This is a genomic window from Agrobacterium sp. O3.4 (assembly GCF_041414895.1).
Lineage (GTDB): Bacteria > Pseudomonadota > Alphaproteobacteria > Rhizobiales > Rhizobiaceae > Agrobacterium > Agrobacterium cucumeris.
This window is the reverse complement of record NZ_JALPZP010000005.1, coordinates 48,874-75,009: the sequence shown is the minus strand read 5'-3', so window position 1 is coordinate 75,009 and position 26,136 is coordinate 48,874. Positions and strand designations below refer to the sequence as shown.

The 26,136-nt window shown below is 59.9% G+C and carries 27 protein-coding genes; 13 read left to right on the top strand and 14 right to left on the bottom strand.

Annotated elements, in window-relative coordinates:
- Positions 1 to 5 precede the first annotated feature (5 nt).
- Positions 6 to 206, bottom strand: coding sequence for a hypothetical protein (locus tag M0412_RS20600; protein WP_269700002.1), 201 nt, complete (start codon positions 204 to 206; stop codon positions 6 to 8).
- A gap of 185 nt (positions 207 to 391) precedes the next feature.
- Here M0412_RS20600 and M0412_RS20595 point away from each other — a divergent pair, with 185 nt between their 5' ends.
- The 4 genes from M0412_RS20595 to M0412_RS20580 all read left to right on the top strand — a co-directional run bounded on the left by M0412_RS20595 (position 392) and on the right by M0412_RS20580 (position 5,919).
- Complete coding sequence (locus tag M0412_RS20595) at positions 392 to 730, top strand: GCG_CRPN prefix-to-repeats domain-containing protein (RefSeq protein ID WP_269700003.1); 339 nt, start codon at positions 392 to 394, stop codon at positions 728 to 730.
- A 176-nt stretch (positions 731 to 906) separates the two neighbouring features.
- On the top strand, positions 907 to 1,896 hold the full coding sequence (locus tag M0412_RS20590; protein ID WP_371338330.1) for a Bug family tripartite tricarboxylate transporter substrate binding protein: 990 nt from the start codon (positions 907 to 909) through the stop codon (positions 1,894 to 1,896).
- A gap of 465 nt (positions 1,897 to 2,361) precedes the next feature.
- A complete protein-coding gene (locus M0412_RS20585) occupies positions 2,362 to 4,152 on the top strand; it encodes an ABC transporter ATP-binding protein (RefSeq protein WP_269700004.1) in 1,791 nt (596 codons plus the stop codon).
- A gap of 180 nt (positions 4,153 to 4,332) precedes the next feature.
- The gene (locus M0412_RS20580) at positions 4,333 to 5,919 is read left to right on the top strand and encodes an ABC-F family ATP-binding cassette domain-containing protein (protein WP_269700005.1); all 1,587 of its coding nucleotides are present in this window, start codon (positions 4,333 to 4,335) and stop codon (positions 5,917 to 5,919) included.
- Here the strand turns inward: M0412_RS20580 and M0412_RS20575 are convergent.
- Both M0412_RS20575 and M0412_RS20570 read right to left on the bottom strand, forming a co-directional pair.
- Complete coding sequence (locus tag M0412_RS20575; protein WP_269700006.1) at positions 5,900 to 6,229, bottom strand: tetratricopeptide repeat protein; 330 nt, start codon at positions 6,227 to 6,229, stop codon at positions 5,900 to 5,902. The two genes, M0412_RS20580 and M0412_RS20575, sit on opposite strands and share 20 nt — an antisense overlap.
- Positions 6,230 to 6,346: 117 nt before the next feature.
- The gene (locus tag M0412_RS20570; RefSeq protein WP_206913860.1) at positions 6,347 to 7,426 is read right to left on the bottom strand and encodes a LacI family DNA-binding transcriptional regulator; all 1,080 of its coding nucleotides are present in this window, start codon (positions 7,424 to 7,426) and stop codon (positions 6,347 to 6,349) included.
- 237 nt (positions 7,427 to 7,663) lie between these two features.
- On the opposite strand from M0412_RS20570, the gene M0412_RS20565 reads away from it, so the two are divergent.
- The 8 genes from M0412_RS20565 (at position 7,664) to M0412_RS20530 (ending at position 15,909) form a co-directional block, all read left to right on the top strand.
- Positions 7,664 to 8,641: a substrate-binding domain-containing protein gene (locus M0412_RS20565; RefSeq protein ID WP_046801275.1), complete on the top strand. Its 978-nt coding sequence runs from the start codon at positions 7,664 to 7,666 to the stop codon at positions 8,639 to 8,641.
- Between the two features lie 118 nt (positions 8,642 to 8,759).
- A complete protein-coding gene (locus tag M0412_RS20560; protein WP_269700007.1) occupies positions 8,760 to 10,250 on the top strand; it encodes a sugar ABC transporter ATP-binding protein in 1,491 nt (496 codons plus the stop codon).
- Positions 10,243 to 11,259, top strand: a complete 1,017-nt coding sequence (locus M0412_RS20555) for an ABC transporter permease (protein WP_142842016.1) — start codon at positions 10,243 to 10,245, stop codon at positions 11,257 to 11,259. The genes M0412_RS20560 and M0412_RS20555 overlap by 8 nt, the downstream gene beginning before the upstream one ends.
- Entirely contained in the window at positions 11,256 to 12,251 is a 996-nt protein-coding gene (locus tag M0412_RS20550) for an ABC transporter permease (protein ID WP_046801277.1), read from the top strand. The genes M0412_RS20555 and M0412_RS20550 overlap by 4 nt, the downstream gene beginning before the upstream one ends.
- A gap of 1 nt (position 12,252) precedes the next feature.
- Positions 12,253 to 13,101, top strand: coding sequence for a sugar phosphate isomerase/epimerase (locus M0412_RS20545; protein ID WP_269700009.1), 849 nt, complete (start codon positions 12,253 to 12,255; stop codon positions 13,099 to 13,101).
- Between the two features lie 29 nt (positions 13,102 to 13,130).
- A complete protein-coding gene (locus tag M0412_RS20540) occupies positions 13,131 to 13,796 on the top strand; it encodes a nucleoside triphosphate hydrolase (RefSeq protein WP_269700010.1) in 666 nt (221 codons plus the stop codon).
- Between the two features lie 64 nt (positions 13,797 to 13,860).
- Positions 13,861 to 14,730, top strand: a complete 870-nt coding sequence (locus tag M0412_RS20535) for a sugar phosphate isomerase/epimerase family protein (protein WP_269700011.1) — start codon at positions 13,861 to 13,863, stop codon at positions 14,728 to 14,730.
- Between the two features lie 183 nt (positions 14,731 to 14,913).
- Positions 14,914 to 15,909, top strand: a complete 996-nt coding sequence (locus M0412_RS20530) for a hypothetical protein (RefSeq protein WP_269700012.1) — start codon at positions 14,914 to 14,916, stop codon at positions 15,907 to 15,909.
- Positions 15,910 to 16,004: 95 nt separating this feature from the next.
- Here the strand turns inward: M0412_RS20530 and M0412_RS20525 are convergent, their stop codons facing one another.
- The 3 genes from M0412_RS20525 to M0412_RS20515 all read right to left on the bottom strand — a co-directional run bounded on the left by M0412_RS20525 (position 16,005) and on the right by M0412_RS20515 (position 17,671).
- A complete protein-coding gene (locus M0412_RS20525) occupies positions 16,005 to 16,403 on the bottom strand; it encodes a hypothetical protein (protein ID WP_269700013.1) in 399 nt (132 codons plus the stop codon).
- 215 nt (positions 16,404 to 16,618) lie between these two features.
- Entirely contained in the window at positions 16,619 to 16,897 is a 279-nt protein-coding gene (locus M0412_RS20520) for an Atu4866 domain-containing protein (RefSeq protein WP_371338331.1), read from the bottom strand.
- Positions 16,898 to 16,948: 51 nt separating this feature from the next.
- On the bottom strand, positions 16,949 to 17,671 hold the full coding sequence (locus M0412_RS20515; RefSeq protein ID WP_269700069.1) for an SDR family oxidoreductase: 723 nt from the start codon (positions 17,669 to 17,671) through the stop codon (positions 16,949 to 16,951).
- Positions 17,672 to 17,788: 117 nt separating this feature from the next.
- Here M0412_RS20515 and M0412_RS20510 point away from each other — a divergent pair, with 117 nt between their 5' ends.
- Complete coding sequence (locus tag M0412_RS20510; RefSeq protein ID WP_269700015.1) at positions 17,789 to 18,697, top strand: LysR family transcriptional regulator; 909 nt, start codon at positions 17,789 to 17,791, stop codon at positions 18,695 to 18,697.
- Positions 18,698 to 18,729: 32 nt separating this feature from the next.
- Here M0412_RS20510 and ehuA read toward each other — a convergent pair whose 3' ends face one another.
- From ehuA to eutB, 8 genes are all read right to left on the bottom strand, one after another.
- Entirely contained in the window at positions 18,730 to 19,509 is a 780-nt protein-coding gene (gene ehuA / locus M0412_RS20505) for an ectoine/hydroxyectoine ABC transporter ATP-binding protein EhuA (RefSeq protein WP_269700016.1), read from the bottom strand.
- Complete coding sequence (gene ehuD / locus M0412_RS20500; protein ID WP_269700017.1) at positions 19,506 to 20,198, bottom strand: ectoine/hydroxyectoine ABC transporter permease subunit EhuD; 693 nt, start codon at positions 20,196 to 20,198, stop codon at positions 19,506 to 19,508. The genes ehuA and ehuD overlap by 4 nt, the downstream gene beginning before the upstream one ends.
- Positions 20,199 to 20,210: 12 nt before the next feature.
- Positions 20,211 to 20,876, bottom strand: coding sequence for an ectoine/hydroxyectoine ABC transporter permease subunit EhuC (gene ehuC / locus M0412_RS20495; RefSeq protein ID WP_269700018.1), 666 nt, complete (start codon positions 20,874 to 20,876; stop codon positions 20,211 to 20,213).
- 60 nt (positions 20,877 to 20,936) lie between these two features.
- A complete protein-coding gene (gene ehuB, locus M0412_RS20490; protein WP_269700019.1) occupies positions 20,937 to 21,788 on the bottom strand; it encodes an ectoine/hydroxyectoine ABC transporter substrate-binding protein EhuB in 852 nt (283 codons plus the stop codon).
- 61 nt (positions 21,789 to 21,849) lie between these two features.
- A complete protein-coding gene (doeB, locus tag M0412_RS20485; RefSeq protein ID WP_269700070.1) occupies positions 21,850 to 22,863 on the bottom strand; it encodes a N(2)-acetyl-L-2,4-diaminobutanoate deacetylase DoeB in 1,014 nt (337 codons plus the stop codon).
- Positions 22,864 to 22,867: 4 nt separating this feature from the next.
- Positions 22,868 to 24,046: an ectoine hydrolase DoeA gene (gene doeA, locus M0412_RS20480; protein ID WP_142842030.1), complete on the bottom strand. Its 1,179-nt coding sequence runs from the start codon at positions 24,044 to 24,046 to the stop codon at positions 22,868 to 22,870.
- On the bottom strand, positions 24,043 to 25,056 hold the full coding sequence (gene eutC / locus M0412_RS20475) for an ectoine utilization protein EutC (RefSeq protein WP_269700020.1): 1,014 nt from the start codon (positions 25,054 to 25,056) through the stop codon (positions 24,043 to 24,045). Before eutC ends, doeA begins: the two co-directional genes overlap by 4 nt.
- Complete coding sequence (gene eutB, locus M0412_RS20470; protein ID WP_269700021.1) at positions 25,053 to 26,072, bottom strand: hydroxyectoine utilization dehydratase EutB; 1,020 nt, start codon at positions 26,070 to 26,072, stop codon at positions 25,053 to 25,055. The genes eutC and eutB overlap by 4 nt, the downstream gene beginning before the upstream one ends.
- Positions 26,073 to 26,136 lie beyond the last annotated feature (64 nt).

Genomic DNA, 26,136 nt, shown 5'->3' with positions numbered 1-26,136 from the left:
GGGCGTCAGTCCTGCGGATCGGGCACGATCCACCAGAATAGCTGCACGAGGTCGCTCCAGGTGCGGGCGAGATCGTCGATCGCGGCATTCACCTCCATATAGAGGTGAATGCCGAGCAGCGTGAAAAGCCCCAGCAGCAGCCATGGCCAGATCGGGCGTCTGCCCGCTGGCTTCGGATCGTGCTTTTCGTCCTGATCGATGTCCAATCGCTGTCTCCCCGTCGCCTTGAGACCTAGGGCCAAAACCACGCGGCTGCAACCATGCATCAGGCTGCGTGGCCTCATCCTCGCCATGAAGTGCGATTTCCTGCCACGAAAACACCCAGATTCATTCAGCCGCAGTTCACCCGCCGGAGCGCTAAATCCCTCCATCCCATAAGGAGGGAGATGACATGCGTAAGATGATTTTTGGCGCAGGAATGATTCTCAGCGCCCTGTTCGGCACCGGCGCGAACGCCATGCCCGTGGGTCAGCCATCGGTACCCGCGACATCCAATGTTCAGACCGTCGACTATGCCTGCGGACGCGGCTTTCATCTGTCGCCGCGCGGATATTGCCGTCCGAATGGTCCACCGCGTTACGAGCGTGGCTGGGACAGGCGCGACCGCTGGGAAGGTCGCCGCGAATGGCGCGAACGTCAGGCCCGCAGAGAATGGCGGGAACGGCGCGACCGTCGCGACTGGCGGGAACACCGTGAATGGCGTGACCGTCGCGATTATTATCGCTGGTAACAAGATAAGGCCCTTCCTTAACCGGGAGGGCCTTTTTAGTTGTGATCCGCCCGCAAAAACGGTGCACGGCGATCCCCCCCGAACCACTTTTGCTGCAGCAGCGGCCATGGCTTGCTCTCGAGGGCTTTTGAGCTACTATGCCGACATGGCGGGGAGGCCATGTTAAAGGAGGGTTCATGAATTACGGGTTTTCGAAACGGCGTATGGTGTTGAAGCTTGCCGCTACGGCAGCTTCTTTTTGCATGCTGGGAATGACGGCGAGTGCCGAGGGTTTTCCCGATCGGACCATTACGCTGGTCGTGCCTTTCGCGGCGGGGGGCTCCACCGATGTGGTGGCGCGCGTCATCGCGCAGAAGATGGGCGATGAGCTTGGCCATCAGATCGTCGTTGAAAATGTTGCCGGTGCCGGTGGCAATCTCGGTGCCGACCGTGTCGCGCGGGCCGAGCCAGACGGCTATACGATCCTGATGGGCACGGTTGCGACCCATGCGCTCAACCCGCTTATCCTCAAAACAAAGCCTTACGATCCGGAAAAGGATTTCGCCCCGGTGTCCTTGCTGGTGGTGGTGCCGAATGTGCTGGTCGTCAATCCGAAGCTCAACGTCAACAGCGTTGCGGAACTGATTGCGCTTCTCAAGGCAGAGCCGGACAAATATGCCTATGCCTCTTCCGGCAATGGCACGCCGCTGCATCTCTCGGGCGAGTTGTTCAAGAGCATGGCTGGTGTCAGCATGCAGCATGTTCCCTATAAGGGGGCTGGTCCTGCGCTCAACGATCTGCTTGGCAACCAGATTTCGATCATGTTCGACAATCTGCCGTCGTCATCAGGCCACATCAAGTCCGGCACGTTGCGGGCACTTGGCGTAACCACGGCCGAGCGCGCCTCATCCTTCCCGGACCTGCCGACCATTGCCGAGACCGTGCCGGGTTATGAAACCTATACCTGGAATGCGCTCTTTGCGCCGGCAGGCACGCCGGCCGAAGCGATCGACAAGCTGAATGCCGCCGCCAAGAAAGCGCTTGCCGATCCGAACGTGGCCGCGCGCATGGCGGAGTTCAGCGCCAAGATCGTCGCGTCGTCACCCGATGAGCTGAAAAGCCACGTTGCCGCCGAAATCGCCAAGTGGGAACCGGTGGTCAAGGATGCAAATGTCCAGATGGACTGATCGGGAACGATAACCCCGGTCCGTTGATACCGTGCTGCGCGCGCCGTTCTGGGGCGCGCAGTATCACCTGCTGCTGAATACCCATAGCCGAGGCTGCCATCATGGCTCGGCCTGAGACGAGCCTGTCGCATTGGCCAATGTGTCGTTTCCGCATCACTTGCCACAAGGTTGCAAAAATCGGCTTGGCAAGCTCAAATCACTCAGCTACAAAACGTATCACCGCGTCAGATCAAACAAAGGGAGGCGTTGCATGACACCAGCATTCACCGAAATCCTCCCGCAGGGAATGACCCGACACTAGGTCATATCCATTCGCGGCCCGCCCTGCGCGCGCCCGACATGCGGTTTATTTTCCTTCATGGCCCGATTGATCTGACGGGATCATTTCGTCTCCCGTCCGGGCTGTGCCATCCAACTTCCGTTTTGAGGACCGGTTGCCGATTTTCTGGCGCCGTGCTGGTTAAAATGTCTCGCAAGAAGCTCGATTTCCGCGCCGATGCCTATCGTCATGTGCTCGGCTTTGTTTTTCACCACTGGAGCCACCGGCCGGCACTGGTGGGTTTCATCATCGTGCTGGTCATTGCCAGCACGCTGGCTGAAGTCATGGTGCCGGTTTTTTCCGGTCAGATCGTTGATGCCATTGCCGGCGGCAACGGGGCGGACAAGGCGCTGCACGCCTTCGTCGTCGTGGTGTCGCTTGGTCTCACCAGCGTGGTCCTGCGCTGGTTCATCTTTAACGGCATCATCAGGCTCACGCTGAAAACCATGGCTGACGTCACCAATAACGGCTTCCACAAGGTGCAGCGTTTCTCCACGGACTGGCATGCCAACAGCTTTGCCGGCTCTACGGTGCGCAAGATCACGCGCGGCATGTGGGCGCTGGATTCGCTGAACGACCTGCTGCTCATAGCCCTTCTGCCGTCGCTGGTGATGCTGGTCGGCGCCACCATCGTGCTCGGCAGCTACTGGCCGGTCATGGGCCTCATCGTCGGCCTCGGCTCACTGATCTATGTCGGTGTCACCGTGGCTCTTTCCATGGGTTATGTGTCGCCTGCGGCGCGGCTTGCCAATGCCTGGGATACAAGGCTTGGCGGCGCGCTGGCGGATGCCATCAGCTGCAACTCGGTCGTCAAGGCCTTTGGTGCCGAGACGCGTGAGGAAACGCGGCTGGGTCAAGTGCTGGTGAAATGGGATAACCGCACGCGCAGAACATGGCGGCGCGGCACGCTGAATGGTACCATTCAGAGCTTCATGATGGTGTCCATGCAGGCCGGCATTCTCGGCACCGGCCTCATCATGTGGCGACAGGGGCTGGCGACGCCTGGTGATATAACCTTCGTGCTCGCCATGTTCTTCGTGCTGCAGGGTTACCTGCGTGATGTGGGGCAGGATATCCGCAACCTGCAACGCGCCGTCAACGACATGGAAGAGTTGGTGCTGCTGGACAAGATGCCGCTTGGCGTCGAAGACAGGCCGGATGCCGCGCGGCTTGATATCGGCAAGGGCGAGATCGTCTTCGATCACGTCACGTTCCAATATGGCGCGCATCCCACCCCGCTTTATGATGACTTCTCGGTCACCATCAAGCCGGGCGAACGTGTGGGGCTGGTCGGCCATTCCGGTTCGGGCAAGACAACCTTCGTCAAGCTCATCCAGCGCCTTTACGACATCAGGTCGGGTGCAATTCGTATCGACGGGCAGAATATCGCCGGTGTGACGCAATCGAGCCTGCGCGGCCAGATCGCCATCGTGCAGCAGGAACCCATCCTGTTCCACCGCACGCTGGCGGAAAACATCGCCTATGGCCGTCCGGGTGCCTCGCGGCGTGAAATCGAGCAGGCGGCAAAACAGGCCAGTGCCCATGAGTTCATCATGTCCCTTCCAAAAGGATATGAAACCATGGTCGGCGAACGTGGCGTCAAGCTCTCGGGTGGGGAACGCCAGCGCGTCGCCATTGCCCGTGCATTCCTTGCTGATGCGCCAGTGCTGATCCTTGACGAGGCGACCTCGAGCCTCGACAGCGAAAGCGAAGTGCAGATCCAGCAGGCCATGGAACGGCTGATGGTTGGCCGCACGACGCTGGTCATCGCGCACCGGCTCTCCACCGTCAGGGCGCTGGACCGGCTGCTGGTGTTCGACAGGGGCAAGATTGTCGAAGAAGGCGACCATCAGGCGCTTATCCGCCTCAATGACGGCATCTACCGCCGGCTGTTCGAGCGGCAGGCGCTGGAACTGACCAAGGGCCTGGTAGCCTGAAACAACGAGACGCCGGAGTTCATCCTCCGGCGTTTCATCCGCAACTTCTAACCAGTGCCACGAACGCGCCGCTTTTTTCCATTAATGGCGTTCTCTCCGCAATACCAACAGGATGGTGAACCATGGATTTCAACCCGATCACAAAGCCGCAACGCCTTGTCATCAGGGGAAACCATATCCATGCCTTGTTCCATCACCCTTTCAGACCTCTCATGGTCCACGCCTGACGGTCATCCGCTCTTTTCCAACATCAATCTTCGCTTCGGTCCCGAACGGGCCGGGCTGGTCGGGCGCAACGGCGTCGGCAAGACCACGCTTCTGAAGCTGATTGCCGGTGAATTGTCGCCGTCCGCCGGCACGGTCTCCGTCTCCGGCAGGATCGGCGTTCTCAGGCAAATCGTGCAGGTCATGCCCGGGGAGACCGTCGCGGATCTCTTCAATGCGCGTGAGGCGCTCAAGGTTCTTTCCAGCGCCCAGGCGGGGCTGGCCACACTCGAAGAGCTTGGCGACGTTGACTGGATGCTGGAGGAAAAAATTGCCGATGCGCTGGCTGCGGTCGGGTTGGACGCTTCGCCTTCAACGCTGCTTTCGGCACTGTCCGGCGGGCAGCGCACACGGGCGGCACTTGCAGCCCAAATCCATGCCGCCCCGGACTTCCTGATCCTCGACGAACCGACCAACAATCTCGACCGTGACGGTCGTCTGTTCGTCGCCGATTTTCTGGCGGGTTGGCGTGGCGGAGCGATTGTCGTCAGCCATGATCGGGAACTTCTCGATACATTTGATGCGATCGTCGAAATGACGACGTTGGGCGCAACCCGTTATGGCGGCAACTGGAGCCATTACCGCGCGCAAAAGGCACTGGAACTGGCCGCCGCCGAACAGGATCTCGCCAGCGCCGGGAAGCGCCTTGCCGAGGTAAAACGTCGGTCGCAGGAAGCACTGGAACGCAAGGCAAGGCGTGACGCAAAGGGCGCCGCCAAAGCGGCAAAGGGGGATATGCCCCGCATTGCCGCCGGCGGCATGAAAAGACGAGCCGAAAAGACCAGCGGCGACAATGCCAATCTCGCCAGTCGCCTGAAAGCCGAAGCGACCGAGGATTTGCAGACGGCGCGCCAGCGGATCGAAGTCCTTCAGGACCTTACTGTCACCCTGCCACCCAGTGGGTTACACAAGACCAGGACCGTGCTGAGCCTGCAAAACCTGACCGCGGGCTATTCGGGAAAACAGCCCGTATTTGCCGATCTGTCCTTCGAAATCACCGGCCCGCAGCGCGTGGCCGTGACAGGCCCGAACGGATCGGGAAAAACGACGCTGCTTTCCGTGATCAGGAAGGAACTGCAGCCATTGTCAGGAACGGTCCACCTCGGTGTGACGTCCGTCTTTCTGGACCAGCAGGTCAGCCTGCTGGATCCGAAGCTGTCGATCCGCGACAATTTCCTTCACCTCAACCCGCAGGCCGGGGAGAACGCCTGCAGGGCAGCGCTTGCCCGCTTCATGTTTCGTGCCGATGCCGCCTTGCAGATCGTAGGGACGCTTTCGGGTGGCCAGATGCTGCGCGCGGGTCTCGCCTGCGTTCTTTGTGGCCCGCAGCCGCCGCAACTGCTGATCCTCGATGAACCGACAAACCATCTGGATATCGATTCCATCGCGGCCGTGGAGGCCGGCCTGCGGGCCTATGACGGCGCGCTCCTGGTTGTCAGCCATGATGAAGCGTTTCTCGGCGAGATTGGCATCGACCGGCGGCTTACCCTTGGGCGGCCGTGAGGCGCCGTGATTGCGCACGCCGAAGCCGGACATCCATCTGCCGTTTCGCCTGGATGTCTCCTTTTTTCATGGCGACCGCGCTGCCTTCAGTCCACACGGCAACGGCACCGTCGTCGTCTGCGAGATGCATAAGGCATTCGCCAAGTGCAGCCCAGGCGGCCGAGTAATCGGGGTCCTGGTGAACCGCCTCGCGCAGATGTTGCGCCGCATCGTCGAATTGCCGCGCGGCCATCTGGGCCTTCGCCAGTGAAAAGCGCAGGAGAGGAGCATCTTTACCGTCTTCCAGCATCTTCAGGAGTTTCTCGATCATTGTCATTCCATTGCAATGGTGGGCCTCATGCAAATCGATACGATGTCAAGCGCGGTTGAGGTCAAGCGAAGATTGGCGCTTCCCCGGAGTAAACCTCCGCCGATGGAGCGGAGTGTTTCACCTTGCTATGCGGCGTACCGCGACCGGATCCCAGATATCATCAAGCGGCCCTTCAAGGGCGGTGCGCGGGGGAATGAGCTGCGGTTCGATAATGGTGACTTCGGGCTCTGCGCGGTTCTCTTCCAGCAGTTCGAACCCTTTTTCGAGCATTTGCGCAATATCGGGTTTGATCATGTAAACGGGAAAGGGAAGAAATGACGCGAAGGGGTCGTAGTCAAAACAGCCGACGACGATGTCGCCGAATGCTTCCCCGTCATGACGCCCCATGAAACGAAGCAACCCTTCGAAGTTGATCGATGAATTGACGAAGAAACAGCGGGGAAGACGGCCTCTGCGCTCGAAGAAGCGTTCGAATGCCAGTTCCGTCATACGCGGCGAATAGCCGGTGATCTCGATATCGTCACCACTCTGCACGCCGAAATAATCGGCTTTAGCGGCATGAAAGCCGTCAATTCGCTCGCGGCTGGCGTGGTCGTCATGACCACCGAACAGGATGACGTCGTCAGGGCCGAGCGACCCACCCTTTGCCGCATGGGCAAGGATTGCCGATGTCAGGATTTCCGCGCCGTGCCGGTTGTTGGAAATGACGGACGACGCAAATTTGCCGGGCAGGTCGATATTGACGTGCGGAAGGGCTGCGCGGGCGCAGACCTGGTGTACGCCATCAGGATCGGTGACGCCGGCGATGAACAGGGCATCAATCGAATAGGCGATCAGCGTCTCGACGGTGCGACGTTCCTCCTCGGGGTCGCGCCGCCCGGAGACCACCATCGGCGACAGGCCGCGTTTGCGTGCCTGCCCCTCGAAGGTCTGCGCCATCGATGAAAAGAACCGGTTGTCATAAACCGGCACCAGGAGCCCGACGAGACCGGATTTTGAGCTCCTGAGGCCACGGGCCTGCAGATTGGTGGTGTAGCGCTGTGCCTTGGCGAGCGAGAGAATCTTGTCTGCGGTTTCCTCCGAAATCCGCCGTTTGCGCCACGATCCATTCAACACTGCGCTCACTGTCGAGGCTGACGCGCCAGACAAGAGCGACAAGTCATAAATGGTGGCTTTCTTGGAACTTATGCCTGTCACTTCGATCTCCCCAGCTGATTCCGATTATTAGAGCACGCATCCCCTTGACGGAAGGGAGCTTCATGATATGGTTATTGCACCATCGATTGTGCAGTTTAGCAATATCGATTGTGCAGTATGGTTGCTATGGGAGTGGCAAGGGAGAGTCTCGAATAAGCGAGATGAGAGATTTGAAGCGCGGCAGGGAAAAACTGGCTGCGGCGGATTTCGTTTGCCGATTTTTTGAGGAGGAACATCATGAAGAAAATTATTGCTGCGGCGCTCGGCCTGTCGCTTGCGCTGCTCTCATCCGCGGCCTTCGCCGAAGGGCCGAAGGTTGGCGTCGTCGTCAAGATCGGCGGTATTCCGTGGTTCAACGCCATGGAGGCCGGCATCAAGGAACAGAGCAAGAAGCTCGGCGTTGATGGTTTCATGGTTGGCCCGACCAGCGCCGACCCGGCGCTGCAGGTTCGTGCCATCGAAGACCTGATCGCCCAGAAGGTCGATTTTATCGGGGTCGTGCCGAATGATGCGAAGGTGCTTGAGCCGGTGCTGAAGAAGGCCCAGGCCGCCGGCATCAAGGTCATCACCCATGAATCGCCCAAGCAGCTCGGCGCCGACTGGGATTTTGAACTGGCTTCCGCCAAGGGTTTTGGTGAAGCGCATGGCAAGCTTCTGGCGGAAAAGATGGGCGGCAAGGGTTCTTATGCCGTCTTCGTCGGTTCGCTCACCGTGCCGCTTCACAATGCCTGGGCCGATGCCGCCATCGCCTATATCAAGGCCAATTATCCGGACATGAAGCTCGTCGGCGATCGCTACGGCGTCGCCGAAGATCTCGACAAGAGCCGGTCGACGGCGCTCGATCTGATGTCCGCCAATGCCGATCTGAGCGGTTTCCTTGCCTTCGGTTCGCAGGGACCGATCGGTGCCGGGCGTGCCGTCGAAGAGCGGCGCAAGGATGGCAAGGTCTTCGTCATCGGCCCGTTTTCGCCGGGGCAGGGCGCCAAGCTGATCAAATCGGGCGCGCTGACAGGCGGCTTCATGTGGAACCCGAAACAGGCCGGTGAGGTCTTCATCACGCTCGCCGACCGTATCGCCAAGGGCGAAACGCCCAAGGCCGGCGACAATATCGAAGGTCTCGGCACCATCAATCCCGAGGGTAACACCATCGTCGTCGATCAGCTTTTGAAGATCGACAAGGAAAGCATCGACAAGCTCGTTTCCATGGGCCTCTGATCCTCCCCGGAGCCGCAGGCGTCGCGCGAGATGGAATGCTCGCGCGACGCCCATCCCAAGAAACATGCCGAGCGCCACGTCTGCGATGCTTTCGCGGCGAAAGGAGAGATACGCTATCATGAGCGCAGAACCGCTCCTGTCCCTCAAGAATGTCAAAGTCACCTTTGGCGGCGTGCGCGCCCTGAAAGGCGTTTCTTTCGAGGTCAATCCCGGTGAAGTGCATTGCCTGGCCGGCGAAAACGGCTGTGGCAAAAGCACGCTGATCAAGGTCATAACAGGCGTTTATACGCCCGAAAATGATGCTGAACTGTATTTCGACGGCAAGCCGATAGCCGCGATGACCCCGACGCTTGCGCAAGCGCTTGGCATTCAGGTGATCTGGCAGGATCTGGCGCTGTTTGATGAAATGTCGGTGGCGGAAAATATCGGCTTTCAGTACGCGGTGAACGGCAGATACGGGCTGGTCGACAAAGGCGCGATCGCAAAAGCGGCCGAGAAGGCTTTGGCCCGGCTCGGTGTCGAGATCGATCTCGACAAGCCGCTCAAGGAACTGCCCATTGCCCAGCGCCAGATCGTGGCGATTGCCCGTGCACTGGTCGGGGAAGCCCGCCTCGTTTTCATGGACGAGCCCACCGCGTCGCTGACGCAATCGGAAACGGACTACCTGATCGACATCGTCCGCAACCTCTCAGCCTCCGGCGTTGCGGTTGTGTTCGTCTCGCACCGCCTTGCGGAAGTGCTTGAGATTTCAGATCGCATAACCGTTTTGCGCGATGGGTCGCTTGTCGGGGTCTTCCCGGTTGAAGGCATGACCCAGTCACGCGTGACCGAACTGATGACCGGCCGCAACTTCGACAGCGCCGTCATTGCCGCTGATCACAATGACAAGCCCGTTGTTCTCTCCGTGCGCGGGCTGACGCGCGCCGGTGAGTTTGAAGATGTGTCTTTCGATCTGCGGCAGGGCGAAACGCTGGGGATTACTGGCCTGCTGGGAGCCGGACGCACCGAACTGGCCTTGACCCTTTTCGGCATGCATCGGCCGCAATCGGGTGAAATCCTGATCGACGGGAAGAAGGTGAATTTCCATTCCAACCGGGATGCGATCCGGGCCGGCGTTGCCTATCTTTCCGAAGACCGGCTGGCGCTTGGTCTCAATCAGCCCCAGTCGATTGCCGACAATCTCGTCATGGCCTCGCTTGACCGGTTGCTGACGGGCGGCCTTATCTCGCCATCGAAAAAGGCGGATGTGGTTTCCCGCTGGATTTCAGCGCTCGGCGTCAAGATCGGCCTGCCGGAAGACCCGATCCGTACGCTTTCGGGCGGCAACCAGCAGCGCGTGGCGATTGCCAAGTGGCTGGCCATCGGCCCGAAAATCCTCATCCTCGACGCGCCGACCGTGGGGGTCGATGTCGGCGCCCGCGCCGGCATCTTCGAAATTGTCCGCAAGCTCGCCGCAGAGGGTCTCTCGATCATCGTGATCTCCGACGAAGCCCCAGAAGTCTATTTCAACACCGACAGGGTCATTCACATGGTCGAAGGCCGGTTCCACGCCACCCATGATCCGCGACATGTGTCGCTTACCGAACTGGAGTCCGCCATCTATGCGTAGGCTCATCCTCGGACATACGACCGAATTCACGCTGCTTGTGGTCATGGTGCTGCTCTGCACGGGCCTGTCCTTTGCAACCGACCGTTTCCTCACCATCTCCAATGCCTTCGATGTGCTGAATGTCTCGGCGGTCAACATCATCTTTGCGGTCGGCCTGCTTGTCGTGCTGATTTCGGGCGGTATCGACATCTCCTTCGCGGTTGCCGCTTCCGTCGTGCAATATGTCACGGTGCTGGCGCTCAATGCGCTCGGCGGCGGCAACTGGGCGGAGGGTTTCATCATTGCCGGCGCCGTCGGCCTTGGTCTCGGTTTCGTCAACGCCTTCCTCGTCTGGCGGCTCAACATCATTTCCATCGTCGCGACCATTTCCACTTTCAACATCTTCTTCGGGCTGTTGATGTTCTTCACCAAGGGCGTGTCGATCTACGATCTGCCGGAATGGCTTTCGACCCGCGTGGTGTTTTATGAGCGCGAGATGCCGGATGGTTCCTGGGTCGAGCTGACATTGCCGGTCGTGGTCATGATCCTCTGCTGCTTCGCCACCTGGTTCATGATTTCCCGCACCACGGTCGGCCGCAAACTTTATGCTTTCGGTGACAATCCGGAAGGCGCACGCCGCTTCGGCATCAATATCGGCGCCATGCATTATATTTCCTTCGGCTGGCTCGGCCTGATGGCGGGCATTGCCGGGCTCATGCAGGCGCATTACGCGCAGGAGGTCGTGCCCAACGCGCTTTATGGCCGCGAGCTGGATGTTCTTGCTGCCACCGTGCTTGGCGGCGCGCGGCTTGGCGGCGGCAAGGGTTCGGTCATCGGCTGCGTGCTTGGTGTGTTGATGGTGTCCATCACCCAGAACGGCCTCAACCTGATGGGCGTCTCTCCCTTTGCATTCAAGATGATCGTCGGCGCCATCATTCTCATTGCAATCACGCTGTCCTCCACCCGGTTCGACAAGCTGCTGCCGGCAGCCTTGCGGACCTCCGCTAAAAAGGGGAGTGCGCAGCGATGAGCAGCTTCGTTCGGAAATTCAACGCGATTTTCGGTGCCGACATGGCCGGACCGGTGATTGCCTTTGTCGCGGTCATGCTCATCTTCGGGACGCTGGCGGATAATTTCCTGTCGCTCGCCACATTCGGTTCGGTCGCCTTCCAGCTGCCCGAACTCGGTCTTTTGACACTGGCGATGCTGCTGCCGCTGCTGACCGGCGGGATCAATCTTTCCGTCACCTTCGCCGCCAATCTGTCGGGGCTGGCGGCAGCCTGGGTGCTGCAGGCCCATGGCGGCGTGGACGCACCGCCGAGCGCCTTCCTGCTCGCCTGCCTTGCCGCCCTCGCCACCGGTGGTGCTGCCGGCGCCATGACCGGCGCGGCGATTGCCTATACCCGCGCGCACCCGATCCTCGTCACCCTGTCGATGATGATTTTCCTGCGCGGGCTCGGGGAGTTCCTGACGCGTGGCGGCGATGTTTCCGGTTTTCCGGCCTATATGGCGCCGCTTGGTCACGGCACGCTTTTCGGGCTGCCCATCCCGCTGCTGATCTTTATCGCCTGCGTCGGGCTGTGGCACGTGCTCCTCACCCGCACGAAGCTCGGTTTCGGTCTGCTGATGATCGGCTCCAATATCGAGGCGGCGCGTTATTCCGGTCTCAACACCCGCAAGATCCAGGTACTCGTCTACACGCTCTCGGGTCTCATGTGTGCCGTCGCCGGCATCATCATGCTTGCCCGCTTCAACTCGGTGCGTGTGGGACACGGTGAATCCTACCTGCTGATCACGGTACTGGCGGCGTTTCTCGGCGGCATCAATCCATTCGGCGGCTTCGGCCGTGTGCTGCCCGTCTTCGTCGCGCTGATCGTGCTGCAGCTCCTTTCATCCGGGCTCAACCTTCTCGGCGCCAACCAGCATCTGGCAACGGCGCTGTGGGGTGTGCTGATGATTGTCGTCATGGCGGCGCGCGGCCTGTTTTCAGGTTACTTCGCATCTCTCAGAAAGAAGGTATGACGTGCAAGGCTTTGGTGTTCACGCAATGATGTGGTCCCTCAACTGGGATCATGAAAGCGCCAGGCGGGCCATTGCCGGTGCTGCGGATTATGGGCAGGATTTCATCGAGATTCCGCTTGTCGATCTCCCATCCGTCGATACGGCGCATACCCGCGCCCTGCTGGAGAAATACGGTCTGCGGGCTGTCTGCTCGCTGGTTCTGCCGGAACCTGCCTGGGCGTCCGTCCGCCCGGACGCAGCCATCGCGTATCTGAAGGCCGCGCTGGACAAGGCATCCGAAATGGGCGCGGAAGCGCTGACGGGCGTCACCTATGGCGGCACCAGCGAGCGTACGGGTTTCCCGCCGACACAGGCTGAATACGACAATCTGACACGCGCACTATCTCAGGCTGCCGGCCACGCGAAGACGCTTGGCCTGCAATTCGGTATCGAGGCTGTCAACCGCTACGAAAACCATCTGGTCAACTCAGCCGAGCAGGCCGTGGCGCTGGTTGAGCGTATCGGTGCCGACAATATCTTTGTCCATCTCGATACCTTCCACATGAACATGGAAGAGAAGGGCATCGCCAGTGGCATCATCGCTGCCCGTAACCATCTGAAATACATGCATATGTCGGAAAGCGACCGCGGCACTCCGGGCTTCGGCAACGTTGCCTGGGACGCGGTGTACGCCGCACTCGCGGCCATTGGCTTCAAGGGCGTGCTGACGCTCGAGAGTTTCGCCGCGATGCCGCAGGAGATGGCGGGTGCGATTTCCACCTGGCGGCCGGTCGCGTCAGGCGCAGACGAGGTCCTCGACAAGGGGCTGGCCTTCCTGCGCGACAAGGCAAGCCAGTACCGGATTTTCTGACCGCAATCATTATCGGGGCGAGGAACACCTTGAGCACAATTGACGATAATGCCCGTGAGATTGCGGGCTTGGCCCTCCAGCGTCTGGAAAGGGCAAAAGGCCGGCGTGTGATGATCGCGATTGCCGGTGCCCCGGGATCGGGAAAATCGACCATTGCCGAAGGTGTGGTGGATGTGTTGAACGCCGGCGGAGGCGAGCCCGCCGCGCTTTTCCCGATGGATGGTTATCACTATGACGATGCCGTGCTCGAAGAGATGAACCGGCGACCGTTCAAGGGCGCCATCGATACGTTCGATGCCCACGGGTTGCGGCACATGCTCGAGCGCCTCAAGGCCAATGAGGATGATGTCATCGCCGTTCCAGTCTTTGACCGGTCAATTGAAATTGCCCGCGCCGGCGGCCGGCTGATCCCGCAATCCGTCGATATCATCGTCTGTGAAGGCAATTATCTCCTCGCCGGCCAGTCGCCGTGGAACCGCCTCAAGCCGATCTTCGATCTGACGGTTTTCGTCGATGTCGGCGAGGACGATCTGCGCGCGCGGCTGAGAAACCGCTGGCTGGGCTTCGGCCTTGCCGAGGACGAGATCAACCGGAAGGTCGAGGAGAACGATCTTCCGAACGGCCGTTTCATCATCTCGACGAGCACCGAACCCGATCTTCGCATCGGCAATCCGGGAAGCGGGGCCGCCTCCTGAGACGCCCTGAACGACCGCGTGCGCCACATCCCAACCAAGTGAAACAGAAGCGAAAGAAATCCCCATGAAACACGGCATCTATTATTCTTACTGGGAACATGAGTGGAGCGCCAAGTTCGGCCCCTATATCGAAAAGGTCGCCAAACTCGGTTTCGATATCATCGAAGTCGCCGCCCACCATATCAACGAATACAGCGACGCCGAACTCGCCGCGATCAAGCAGAGCGCGAAGGATAACGGCATCATCCTCACTGCCGGCATCGGCCCGTCGAAATCAAAGAACCTGTCGTCGGAAAATGCGGCCGTGCGCGCAGCGGGCAAGGCTTTTTTTGAGAGGACGCTCACCAATGTCGCCAAGCTCGACATCCGCACCATCGGCGGCGCATTGCATTCCTACTGGCCGATCGATTATTCGCAGCCGGTCGACAAGCCGGGTGATTACGCGCGTGGAGTCGAGGGTATTCACGGCATTGCCGATTTCGCCAATGATCTCGGCATCAACCTGTGTATCGAAGTCCTCAACCGCTTTGAAAACCACGTGCTCAACACGGCGGCCGAAGGCGTCGCCTTCGTCAAGGATGTCGGGAAGAACAATGTGAAGGTCATGCTGGATACCTTCCACATGAACATCGAGGAAGACAGTTTCGGCGAAGCCATCCGCACGGCCGGCCCGCTGCTGGGTCACTTCCACACCGGCGAGAGCAATCGCCGTGTTCCAGGCAAAGGCAGGATGCCCTGGCAGGAAATCGGTCTCGCTCTTCGCGATATCAATTACACCGGTGCCGTCGTCATGGAGCCCTTCGTCAAGACCGGTGGCACCATCGGTTCTGATATCAAGGTGTGGCGTGATCTGAGCAACGGCGCTGATGTCGCCAGAATGGACGAGGACGCCCGCAACTCCCTGGCATTTTCCCGTTTCGTCCTCGGCGGCTGATGTCCGGTACGTGGCGCTGACCATGCGGCCGTCATATGGCGCGGCCTGGTCTCGCAGGGATAACGCATGAGCGCCGGCGGCTGGCAGAGATCGCAATCTGCGAGTTGAAGAAAACACCTCTTATGCGCTAAAGCTCCGGGATATCCCGGGATCGGAAACGATCCGCCCAAGGCCATTATTCGCATGATCCCTGTCGCACTCCCGTCCGTCGAAGCGGTGCTTCTTGTCGCCTTCCTTCTTGCCACGACCTTTGTCTGGGCCGTCTGGACGCTGGGGCTGCTCATTCGATATGCGAGCGGCCGGCGGAAGCGCCCGGTGATCTTGCCCTACGGGCTGGTGACCGCCATCGCGGTTTTCACCCTGTTGCAGATCGCTGGTTTTTGTCTCGAGATGCGGGCCTATGACCGGGATAGGACGGCAAACTACCGGCCGCAACTGCTTGAACCAACCCGGCTTGGCCAGATCGATATGCCCGAAGGCACGAAACTCGAACTGGCCATTGCCAATAACAGGGATGCCTTCAGCCGCGCGGTGTTTCCGCATCCCGTGCGCGTTGCAGATATCGATGCCGTCGAAATCGCCCGCTATATCGCGATAAAAACCAACGACAACTACGAAACCATTGGCTTCACCCCCGACAACATGCGGATAACCGGCAATGGCGTAACCACCCAGAGCGGCTGGCGTTGCGACGCGACCCGGCCGGTGGAGTTTGATCTGCGGCCCGATGGCGGCATATCCGCCTTCAGCAGATGCATTCTTGCCGATGGCAATGTCGTTGATGGCATCACGCTGCCGATGGGCACCTCCCTGTACGCCTCTACCGGCAATGTCTATATCGACGGCTTCGTCGATTCCGACAGATGGGTTCTCGGCACGCCGCAGGGTCAGGCCATTCACGTCGATAATTTCGATCTCTCCGATGCGACGATTGCCCTTGATGACGAACGAAAACTCTACGAAATCAAAAGCGCGGTCCTGTCAAAGGAGGCGATGCTCGGCACGCGCCGCCATGCGGCCGGAACCCATGTTCGCTATAATTCCCGGCACCTTCGGAAAGATTACCCAGCCGCATGGCTGCTCACCCCACCTCTGCCCGATGCTGATCCTCAGCCGGCACCGCCCGCAAGCCTCGTGCAGAACAGGCAAGGAGAGGTTCTGGCCACCCCGGCGGATTGAACAGGACCGGGCAGGGATGCGGCGAAATGGCCCGCCCGCGAGCACGCGCTGAACGCTGGGATGAAGGAAAATCCAGTCCTGTTAAAAGGCCGTGGTCATGCCTTTTTGCGATTGGCCGTTGCCGCTTCGATACCCGACGCCAAATGTCTATCGAACCAGGCGATCATTTTGCGAATATTTTCTTCGGCGGGCGTGACGTCACCTGCGTTCACGAGTTCAGCCGCAGCTTGAGACATGGCCAGCAGAATGCGCGCGGTTTCTGGCACATAGGGCAGATCGTCACCCGCATCGTGGCGTTCGCGTATAATCTGATAACGTAGCTTCTCAGGGTAAGTCCATGCACTCACAAGCAAATCCTGGACGCTGACCTCTTGGCCTGCGATATCGATCACCGCATCGCGGTCGGCCTCACCATATCCTGACGCCTCTATGCGCTCGCAGGCATTGATTGCGGCATTCATCAGGTCCCTGACCACGTTCCAATCTGTTTTCACCGCATCCTCCTTACCGACTGCGCAGGCCGGCCGACGGTATGTCGATGCTCCGTCGCATGCAATGTCTACGGAAAGTGGCCAGCGAAATCGTTTTTCCCATGTGTATCGAGAACGATCTCAAACACCGCGAACAGCTGTCAAAAGATACTGTGATGTCGCAGGTCTCTGCCGGTGATGGATCGCGGGCGGGCGCGATCCATCATTGCAATCCTGTTTCACCGCTCCCGGTAAAAGATCATGCCGCCATGGTGGAGGACATCATCAATGAACGTTCCATCTGCTGTAAAGCCGGTATCGTCCCGGTAATCGATGTGATTGCCGGTCACGACGTAACGGCCCTGATAGGCGCTTTTGCGGTTGCCGCGGGCTTCATCATAACGCCCATTGGCCAAAAGCTCCTGACGGATATGGCCGTCACCTGTCACCCACATGCCGATATAGGGGTGAGCTTGCGGGGGCGTGGAGCCGGCGCTGGTTTCGCTCCCCGTCAGCATGGCGATGGCAGCGGCAACGGGTATTGTCATGTTTTTCATCTGTTTTCCTCCTCAGGCGGCAGCCGTTGGGCGAACAACGATCTCGTTCAGATCGACGTCATCAGGCTGTTCGATGGCGAAACGCACCGCGCGGCCGATGGCATCGGGCTTCAGCGCAATGGCGCGGTAGGTTTTCATGGCCTCGGCTGCTGCCGGATCGGTGATCGTTTCCGCCAGTTCGCTTTCCACCACACCGGGATGAATGCAGGTGACGCGCAGATCCGGCCGTTCCTGCCGCAACCCGTCCGAAATCGCCCGGACGGCAAATTTCGTGGCGCAGTAGACGGCCGCGGTTGGCACCACCGACAGCGCCCCGATGGAAGCGATATTGATGATGTGGCCGGAACCGCGCGACGTCATTTCCGGCAGCACGGCCGCGATGCCGTGCAATACGCCCTTGATGTTGACGTCCACCATGCGGTCCCATTCGTCGACCTTCATCGAGGCCATCAGGGAAAGCGGCATGACGCCGGCATTGTTGATCATGACATCGACCCGGCCGAAGGTTTCGCGGGCCTTCTCCGCGAAGTCGGCCACGTCGGCACGGTTGGTGACATCCAGTCGGCTGACCGCCACCTGGACGTTGCCCGCTTCCCGGATCTCCTTTGCGAGTTCCTCCAGCCGCTCCGTGCGGCGGGCGCCGAGCACTAGTTTTGCACCAGCTTTGCCGAGTTCACGCGCGATACCCGCGCCAATGCCGCTGGAGGCTCCCGTGATGAGAACAACCTTGTCCATCATTCTGTCCTTCCTTTTTGAAACCACCGCTCGATTGCGGTTGCATGAAAGATAGACAGGCAGCATTGTTGAGATAAGATGCCTATTAATTTCCATAGTGGTAAGAGGAACTAAACAGTGACGCCCGATCTGAACACTCTATCGGTCTTTGCGCTGGTGGCGGAACTGAAGAGTTTTAGCGCTGCGGCCGACCGTATGGGTGTGTCACGTTCCGCCGTCAGCCAGACAATTCGGCGGCTGGAGGAAATGCTCGGCCTGGCGCTGGTGCTGCGCACCACCCGCAGCGTCAGTCTCACCGAGGCGGGTGAGGGGCTTTATGCCAATATCGCGCCGGCCATAGCCGAAATGTCGGCGGCGGTGGAACAGGCGGGCGAATTGCGCGAAAGTCCGAACGGGCTGTTGCGGCTTACCGTTTCTTCCATTGCCGAAAACTTCCTGTCCGGCCCGCTTCTTGCTGGCTTCACCGCCGCCTATCCCGACGTTCACCTCGATGTCGTGGTGACCGATGAGGAGTTCGATATTGTTGCCGAAGGCTATGACGCCGCCGTGCGGTTGGGCGAAGTGATCGATGAGGACATGATCATCGTGCCGATATCCGGGGATGTGCGGCAGCTGGCAGTCTGTTCGCCTGATTATCTCAAAGGCAGCAGCAAGCCCGCTCACCCGAAGGAACTGGCGCATCACCGGTGCATTGGCTGGCGGCCGGCTCCGCGCAGCGCACCCTATCGCTGGGAGTTTGCGGAGGCCGGGCGGGAATTCAGCGTCGCGGTCGCGCCGGAGATCACCACCAACGACATGGCACTGATGATTCGGATGGCGGTGGCGGGAGCGGGGATCACCTTCGGCATCGAAGATACATTCCGCAGCTGGATCGATCGCGGCGAGCTGGTGCCGCTGCTTGAAGATTACTCGCCTTATTTTCCCGGTTTCTACCTCTATTATCCGAACAGGCGTAATCTGGCGCCCAAACTCCGGGCCCTGATCGATCACGTCAAGATATCGAGGCAACGCACGCGGTCGCTTTAAACGGTGATGGCCTGCCTTGGCTTCGATGTGACTTATCGCAAAACCGATGACAAAAATTCGCGGGTCCGCTCTTCTTTCGGCCCGCCGAAAATTTCCTCCGGTGCCCCCTGTTCGCAGATGCGGCCCTTGTCGAAAAAGCAGACCCGGTCTGACACTTCGCGGGCAAAGCGCATCTCATGGGTAACAAGCAGCATCGTCAGATCGTGCTCATGGGCCAGATCACGAATGACGGAAAGCACTTCGCCGACCAGCTGCGGGTCAAGCGCCGAGGTCGGCTCATCAAAAAGCAGAACACGCGGACGCATGGCAAGCGAGCGGGCAATGGCGACGCGCTGCTGCTGACCGCCGGAAAGCTGCACCGGATAATGATCCTTCTTGTCGGCCAGCCCGACCATCTTCAGCAATTCGATTGCCCGCGCTTCCGCTTCTGCGCGGGCGATGCCCAGCACCCGCACCGGCGCTTCCACGATGTTGCGAAGCACCGTCATATGCGGAAAGAGGTTGAAGCTCTGGAAGACCATGCCGACGTGATTGCGGATCTGGCGAAGGTGCTTCTCCGAGGCCTGAAAGGGGCCTTTGCCGCCCTGTTCATGATAGGAGATGTCGGCAAGGGTAAGCTTGCCCTCCTGGAACGGTTCCAGCGTCATGAGAATGCGCAGAACCGTTGATTTTCCGGAGCCGGAGGGGCCGATAAGCGTTACTTTCTCGCCCTTTGTCACACTGAAATTGAACTGGTCGAGAACCGTCAGAATGCCGAAACGCTTCGTGACGTCGGAAAATTCGATCAGCGGCTGATTGGTGGTGTTGGTCATCGCAAGGGTATTCCTGCTTTTGGAAGCGCCCTTTGCAGGCGGCTGAGGCCTGCCGAGCAGATTATTGTCAGAAGGAGGAAGATCAGGCCGACAAGCGTCAGCGGGACCAGATATTCGAAGGTGCGCTCGCCGATCATGTTGGCAAGCCCCATCATCTCCAGAACCGTGACGACGGAAAGCACCGGCGTTTCCTTGATCATGGCGACGAGGTAGTTGCCCATGGCCGGAACGATGCGCGGAATGGCCTGAGGAATGATGATATCCCGATAGGTCTGCATGCGTGTGAGATTAAGTGCAGTCGCCGCTTCCCACTGGCCGTGATGCACGGCCTCGATGCCGCCGCGATAGACCTCGGACGTGTAGGCCGCATATTGCAGGCCGAGCGCCAGCGCGCCGGTCAGGAAGGCGGGCAGCACGATGCCGAAATCCGGAAGCACGTAATAAAGGAAGAACAGCTGCACCAGAAGCGGCGTATCGCGAAGGAACTCGACAACCACGGCAGTCGGCCAGGAGATCAGCTTGACCCGGCTGCGGCGCAGCAGCGCAAAAACGAGCCCCAGAACCAGCGCGATGGCGAAGCCGGCGGCTGCCGCCTTCAACGTTACCGTCAGGCCGATCAGGATGATCGGCAGGATCGAGGTTGTGTAGGTGAGCCAGGTGGTGGTGTCCCATTCGTAGCCATACATCATGAGAAGATATCCTTACGAATGGCGGGTGCGCGGAAAGACGTTGCCGCGCCTGACGAAGTGTTCGATCACCCGGATGATGACCATCAGGACGAGGGACATCGCGAAATAGCAGAGCAGCGTGATCGAATAGATGCTGGTGCTATCCAGCGTCAGGTTGCGGATCGACTGCGCCGCGAATGTCAGGTCGGCAATCGAGATCAGCGACACGAGTGAAGAAAGCTTCAGCGTCTCTATCGCCAGATTGCCGAATGCCGGCATCATCTCGACGATTGCCTGCGGCAGCGAGATGCGAAACAGCGTCTGCATCCGCGTAAAATTCAGCGCGCGGGCTGCTTCCAGCTGCTGCACGGAAACGGAGGACAACGCACCGCGCACGATCTCCGCGCCATAACCGCCGGCATGGGCGGCAAGCACCAGAATACCCGTGGTGATCGGATCAAAGCTCAGCCCGACCAGCGGCAGCGCGTAATAGAACCAGAAGAGCTGAACCAGCAACGAGGTGCCGCGAAACACCTCCGTATAACAAAGCGCGACCCTGGACAGGATCGGTCCGCCCTCGACACGCAGAATCCCGAAAAAGAAGGCAAGCAGCGTGCCGACCACAAGCGCTGCGAGCGTGATCGTCATGGTGACGACGGCACCTTGCCACATCATCGGCAGGTAGGCGGTCATGTCCATCTGGCGTTTTCCCAAGTTCCTGACGAGCGGCGCCCGGCGAAGACCGGGCGCCGATGAGCTTTATTTTCCGGCGCAGAGATCGGCGACCTTCTTTTCGGCCGCTGCCGCGATACTCTGTTCGGACAGACCGTATTTGGACAGGATTTTCTTGTAGTCATCCGTCTTGCGAAACTCGACCAGAGCGGCGTCAAATGCGTCGCGCAACTCCTTGTCTTCTGGGCGGAAGGCGAAGCCGCCATAGTTGCGGACTGGGTTACCCTTTACCACCGGATCCTCAAATGGCGTGACCTGCTCGACATTGGCCTGGTTCTTGGCCAGTTCGGAGACGGTGAGCTCCGTGGCCGCATAGGCGTCCGCGCGGCTCTGCACGGTGGGGATCGCGTCGGCATTGGCCGGAATGAAGACGATCTGCTCCTCCTTGACGCCGACTGCCCGCAGGAAGTCGACATTGTTGGCGCCTGAGACGACGGCCACCTTCAAGGACGGATCCTTGGCGATATCGGCATAGGTCGTCAGCTTCTTCGGATTGCCCTTCTTCACCAGCAGGCCTTCGCCGTAGGAAGAGTTCGGCTCGGTGAAGGAGACCTGCTTGCAGCGCTCGGGCGAGATGTTCTGTTCTGCCGCGGCGAAATCGAAACGGCGGGCCTTGAGGCCGGGGATCAGTGTGCCGAATGGCGTCACCGTCCAGTTGACCTCTACGATACCCATCGATTTCAGCACCGCATTTGCCACATCAGGGCCGATCCCGGCAGATGTGCCGTCGGGCTGCATGTAGGAATAGGGCACTTCGTTTGCCGTGGCGGCACGAATATATCCTTGGCTTTTGACCTCCTCGAGGGTCAAGGCGCTGGCCGACGTCATGCCGATGGCAAGGGCAAGGGCGGAAAGTCCGGCGATTTTGGTGATGTGCATGGTATTACTCCTCTGGTTGGGTTGCGTGGTCCGTTTTCGGATCTCACGGGGGTTCGTTTGACTATGTGTTCTCCGTTACCGTGGCGATGACGGAAAGGCAGTCGCCGGCCTTGATCAGGCCGGGAACGTGGCGTGCCGCAAGCACGCCATGCATGGATGCGCGATAATCGACTGGCGCGAGGCCGGTTTTTCCAACCGGATAGACCCGGGCGATGATTTCACCTGCCGTGACCGCGTCTCCCAGATCGCGGACAAAGGCGACGAGCCCGTCATCTTCGGCAAAGGTGAAGCAATCGCTGGAGGGCATGTCCAGCCAGCGGCTTGGTTGAACATCCAGCGAACCAGCCAGTATGCCGGCGTGGCGCAGCAGGTTGAGGCTGCCTTTTCGGGCGATGTCGATCGATCTCGCGCTCGCCGTGCCGGCCCCGCCAAGTTCGGTCGTGACGAAAACCTTGCCGAGTTCCTCGACCGTCGTATCGAGCATGCCGACGGCGTCGATTTCCAGCATCTTCATCGAATAGGGCGCTGCAAAGGCAGCCACCGCCTCAAAACAACGGGTCTCCTGCGTCTTGTCGGACAGTTCGTGAGCGGCGGCATAGGGCAGGAAGTCAAGTGTCCTGCCGCCGGAATGGAAATCGAGAACGATATCCGCAAGCGGTATCAGATGTCGGGTCACGTAATCGGCGATCTTCTCCGTCACCGTTCCATCAGGCCGGCCGGGAAAGCTGCGGTTCAGGTTTCCCCGGTCGATGGGCGACGTCCGTGTGCCGGCGCGAAAGGCCGGATAGTTGAGCGCCGGCACGATGATGATGCGCCCGCTCACCTCACCTGGATCAAGCGTATGGGCAAGCTCGAAAAGTGCCGCCGGACCCTCATATTCGTCGCCGTGATTGGCGCCGGTCAGAAGTGCTGTCGGCCCTTCGCCATTGGCGATGATGCAGATCGGTATCATCACCGAACCCCAGGCGCTGTCATCGCGGCTATAGGGGAGCCGCAAATGACCGTGCTGTACGCCTTTCGCGTCGAAATCGACGGAGGGCGTGATCGGCGAGGGGCGAGGAGCGGTGCTCAACATCATCTCAGCCCTTCACGAAGAGTTGCCGCGGCACATTCGACAGGCACTCGACGCCCGTTTCGGTGATCGCGATGCTTTCGGTGATTTCGAGCCCCATGTCCTCAAGCCACAGACCCGTCATGAAGTGGAACGTCATGCCGGGTTTCAGCTCGGTGCGATCACCGGGCCGCAGGCTCATGGTGCGCTCGCCCCAGTCAGGCGGATAGGACAGGCCGATCGGATAACCGGTGCGGTTGTCCTTGATGATCCCGTATTTTTTCAGCACGGCAAAAAAGGCATTGGCGATGTCTTCGCAGGTGTTGCCCGGCTTCGCTGCCGAAAGTCCGGCTTCCATGCCTTCGAGCGTTGCTTTTTCCGCATCGAGAAACGCCTGTGTCGGCTTGCCGAGAAAAACGGTGCGCGATAGCGGGCAATGATAACGCCTGTAGGCGCCGGCGATCTCAAAGAATGTCCCTTCTCCAAGGCGCATGGGTTTGTCGTCCCATGTCAGATGCGGCGCCGATGCGTCGGCTCCGGACGGCAAAAGTGGAACAATGGCGGGATAGTCACCGCCGAATTCGGCGGTGCCGCGAATGCCGGCATCGTAAATCTCGGCGACGAGATCACATTTGCGCATGCCGGGCTCCACCACGTCGACGATGCGCTTGTGCATCAACTCGACGATCTTGCCGGCTTTGCGCATATAATCGAGTTCGGTCGGGCTCTTGACTGCGCGCTGCCAGTTCACGAGACCCGCCGCATCATTGAAGCGGGCGTTAGGCAGATGTTTCTGCAGCGACGCAAAGGCGGCGGCGGAAAAATAGTAGTTATCCATCTCGACGCCGACGGTGAGGCCGGACCAGCCCCGGTCTTCGATGATCTGCGACAGCAGATCCATCGGGTGGCGTTCGGTCGATTGAACGTAATGATCGGGATAGCCGATAATATTGTCATGGGCGAGGTAGGCCGTGCGCTTTGCGCCATTGGCGTCCTGTTTTCGGCCATACCAGATCGGCTCGCCATCCGGTGGCACCAGAACGCATTGATGCACATAAAAGGACCAGCCGTCATAACCGGTCAGCCAGTGCATGTTGGAGGGATCGGTGACCACAAGAAGGTCGATGCCGGCCTTTTCCATGGCTTTGCGGGTTTTGGACAGGCGCGCGGCATATTCCTCGCGCGTAAAGTTCAGCGTTATGCTCACGCTGCGTCTCCCATTTTTATGCTGTTTTCGATGATCTGGCCGCTATTGGCTTCCCGTGCGCGGATGAAGGCGAGATTGGCGATGGCGGTATCCTGCACGCCGGTGCCGGTCAGGTCGGCAAAGGTTATCTGGTCACGGCCCACTCTTCCCTGCGCCTTGCCGGCGATGATCGCCCCAAGCTCGGGAAATTGCTGATCCGGCATGACACGCCCTGCGGCGATGGCATGGTGCAGCTCGCCGAGAATGCGGGTCTGGGTCAGACGGTCCGCGACATAGGTCGCCCGGGCAAAGACGCCGGGATCAATTTCATTCTTGTGTTCGGCGTCCGATCCCATCGCGGTCAGATGCTGGCCCGGTTCCAGCCAGTCGGCAAACAGGATCGGCTTTTCGGATGGCGTTGTGGTGATGATGATGTCCGCGCCTCGTATTGCGGCACGCGGGTCGGGCAAGGCGGTGATCTCGATACCGTGTTCGCGGGGGAAATCGCCGGCGAGTTCCTGCGCCCTGTCATGGTTTCGGGCCCATATCCGGGCCGATCTTATCGGGCGCACCAGCATCAGGGCTTCCAGCTGCAACCGTGCCTGCATGCCTGCGCCGAAAATCGTGGCGGTGGAGGCATCCTCGCGTGACAGGTGGCGCGCAGTGACAGCGCCGGCTGCGGCGGTGCGAACATCGGTGAGATAACCATTGTCGAGAAGCAGCGCCTCCACCAGTCCCGTTTTCGCACTGAAGAGGATCATCAGGCCGTTGAGGCTCGGCAGGCCAAGCTTCGGATTATCGAAAAAGCCGGGGCTGACCTTGATGGCGAAACCTTCAAAGCCGGGCACGTAAGCCGTCTTTACATCCACTTCGCCGCGGAACTCTGGAATATCGAGACGCAGGATCGGCGGCATGGCGACGGCTTCGGTGGCCAGTGCCGCAAAGGCCCGTTCGACGCAGTCGATGGAAGACAGGTCGAGCTTGATGATGGCGCGAAGGTCGTTTTCGGTCAGGATGGCGATGCGGCTCATGCGACAGCTCCCTCGACGATCGTCTTGTGAATGGCCGGGTCGATATTGCCGCCGGATACGATAAGGGCGGTGGGGCCGCTGATTTTGATCTTGCCTGACAGGATCGCAGCAAAACCAACGGCGCCGGCTCCTTCCACGATCAAACCTTCTTCGCGTGCCGCATGGCAGATCCCGGCAGCTATCTCGGCCTCGGAAACCAGCACGATCTCGTCAAGCAGCGCGCGGCAGAGTGCAAAAGTCACGCGGTTTTCCAGCCCGATGCCACCACCCAGCGAATCCGCCAGTGTTTCCTGCTCCCGCACGGAGACAGGCCTGCCTGCCGAGACCGATGCATGCATGGCCGCGCCGCGCTCCATGGAGATGCCGATGATACGGGCCTGCGGCCGCAAAGCCTTGATGGCCACGGCAATGCCGCCCGCCAGGCCGCCGCCGGAGAGGGGAATGAGGATGGTTTCCAGATCAGGCATGTCCTCGACAATTTCGATGCCGATCGTGCCCTGACCGGCCACGACATTCACATCATCAAAGGGCGGGATCGACGTCAGGCCGTGGCTGCCTGTCAGGCGTTCAACTTCCTCCTGCGCGTCGTCCTGCGATGTGCCGACGATGCGAATATCGGCACCGAGGGCACGGATGGCTTCGACCTTGTTTGCCGGCACGAGCGACGACATGCAGACCGTGGTGGGAATGCCGAGTTTGCGCGCGGCATAGGCGACAGCGCGGCCATGATTGCCCGTCGAGGCGGTGACAAGGCCCCGCCTGCGTGCCTCGTCGTCAAGCGACAGGATCGCATTCATCGCGCCGCGCAGCTTGAAGGCGCCGACGGGCTGAAGGGTTTCCAGTTTGAGATGGACCGGCGCGCCGTGACCTTGCGACAGGGCACCGGAGCGAACCAGCGGCGTCCGCTCCACGTGGCCGAGGATACGCGTGGCAGCCTGCTCGATATCTGTCAGCGAGACCGGCAGCAGGAATGTGTCAGCGGATATGGAAAGGTTTTCGCTCTTCATGATTGTCATGTTGAGAGCGAAGTAAAATCATGTCAATTATTATATTGTAATGATTCAATGATTTTCGGGCAAG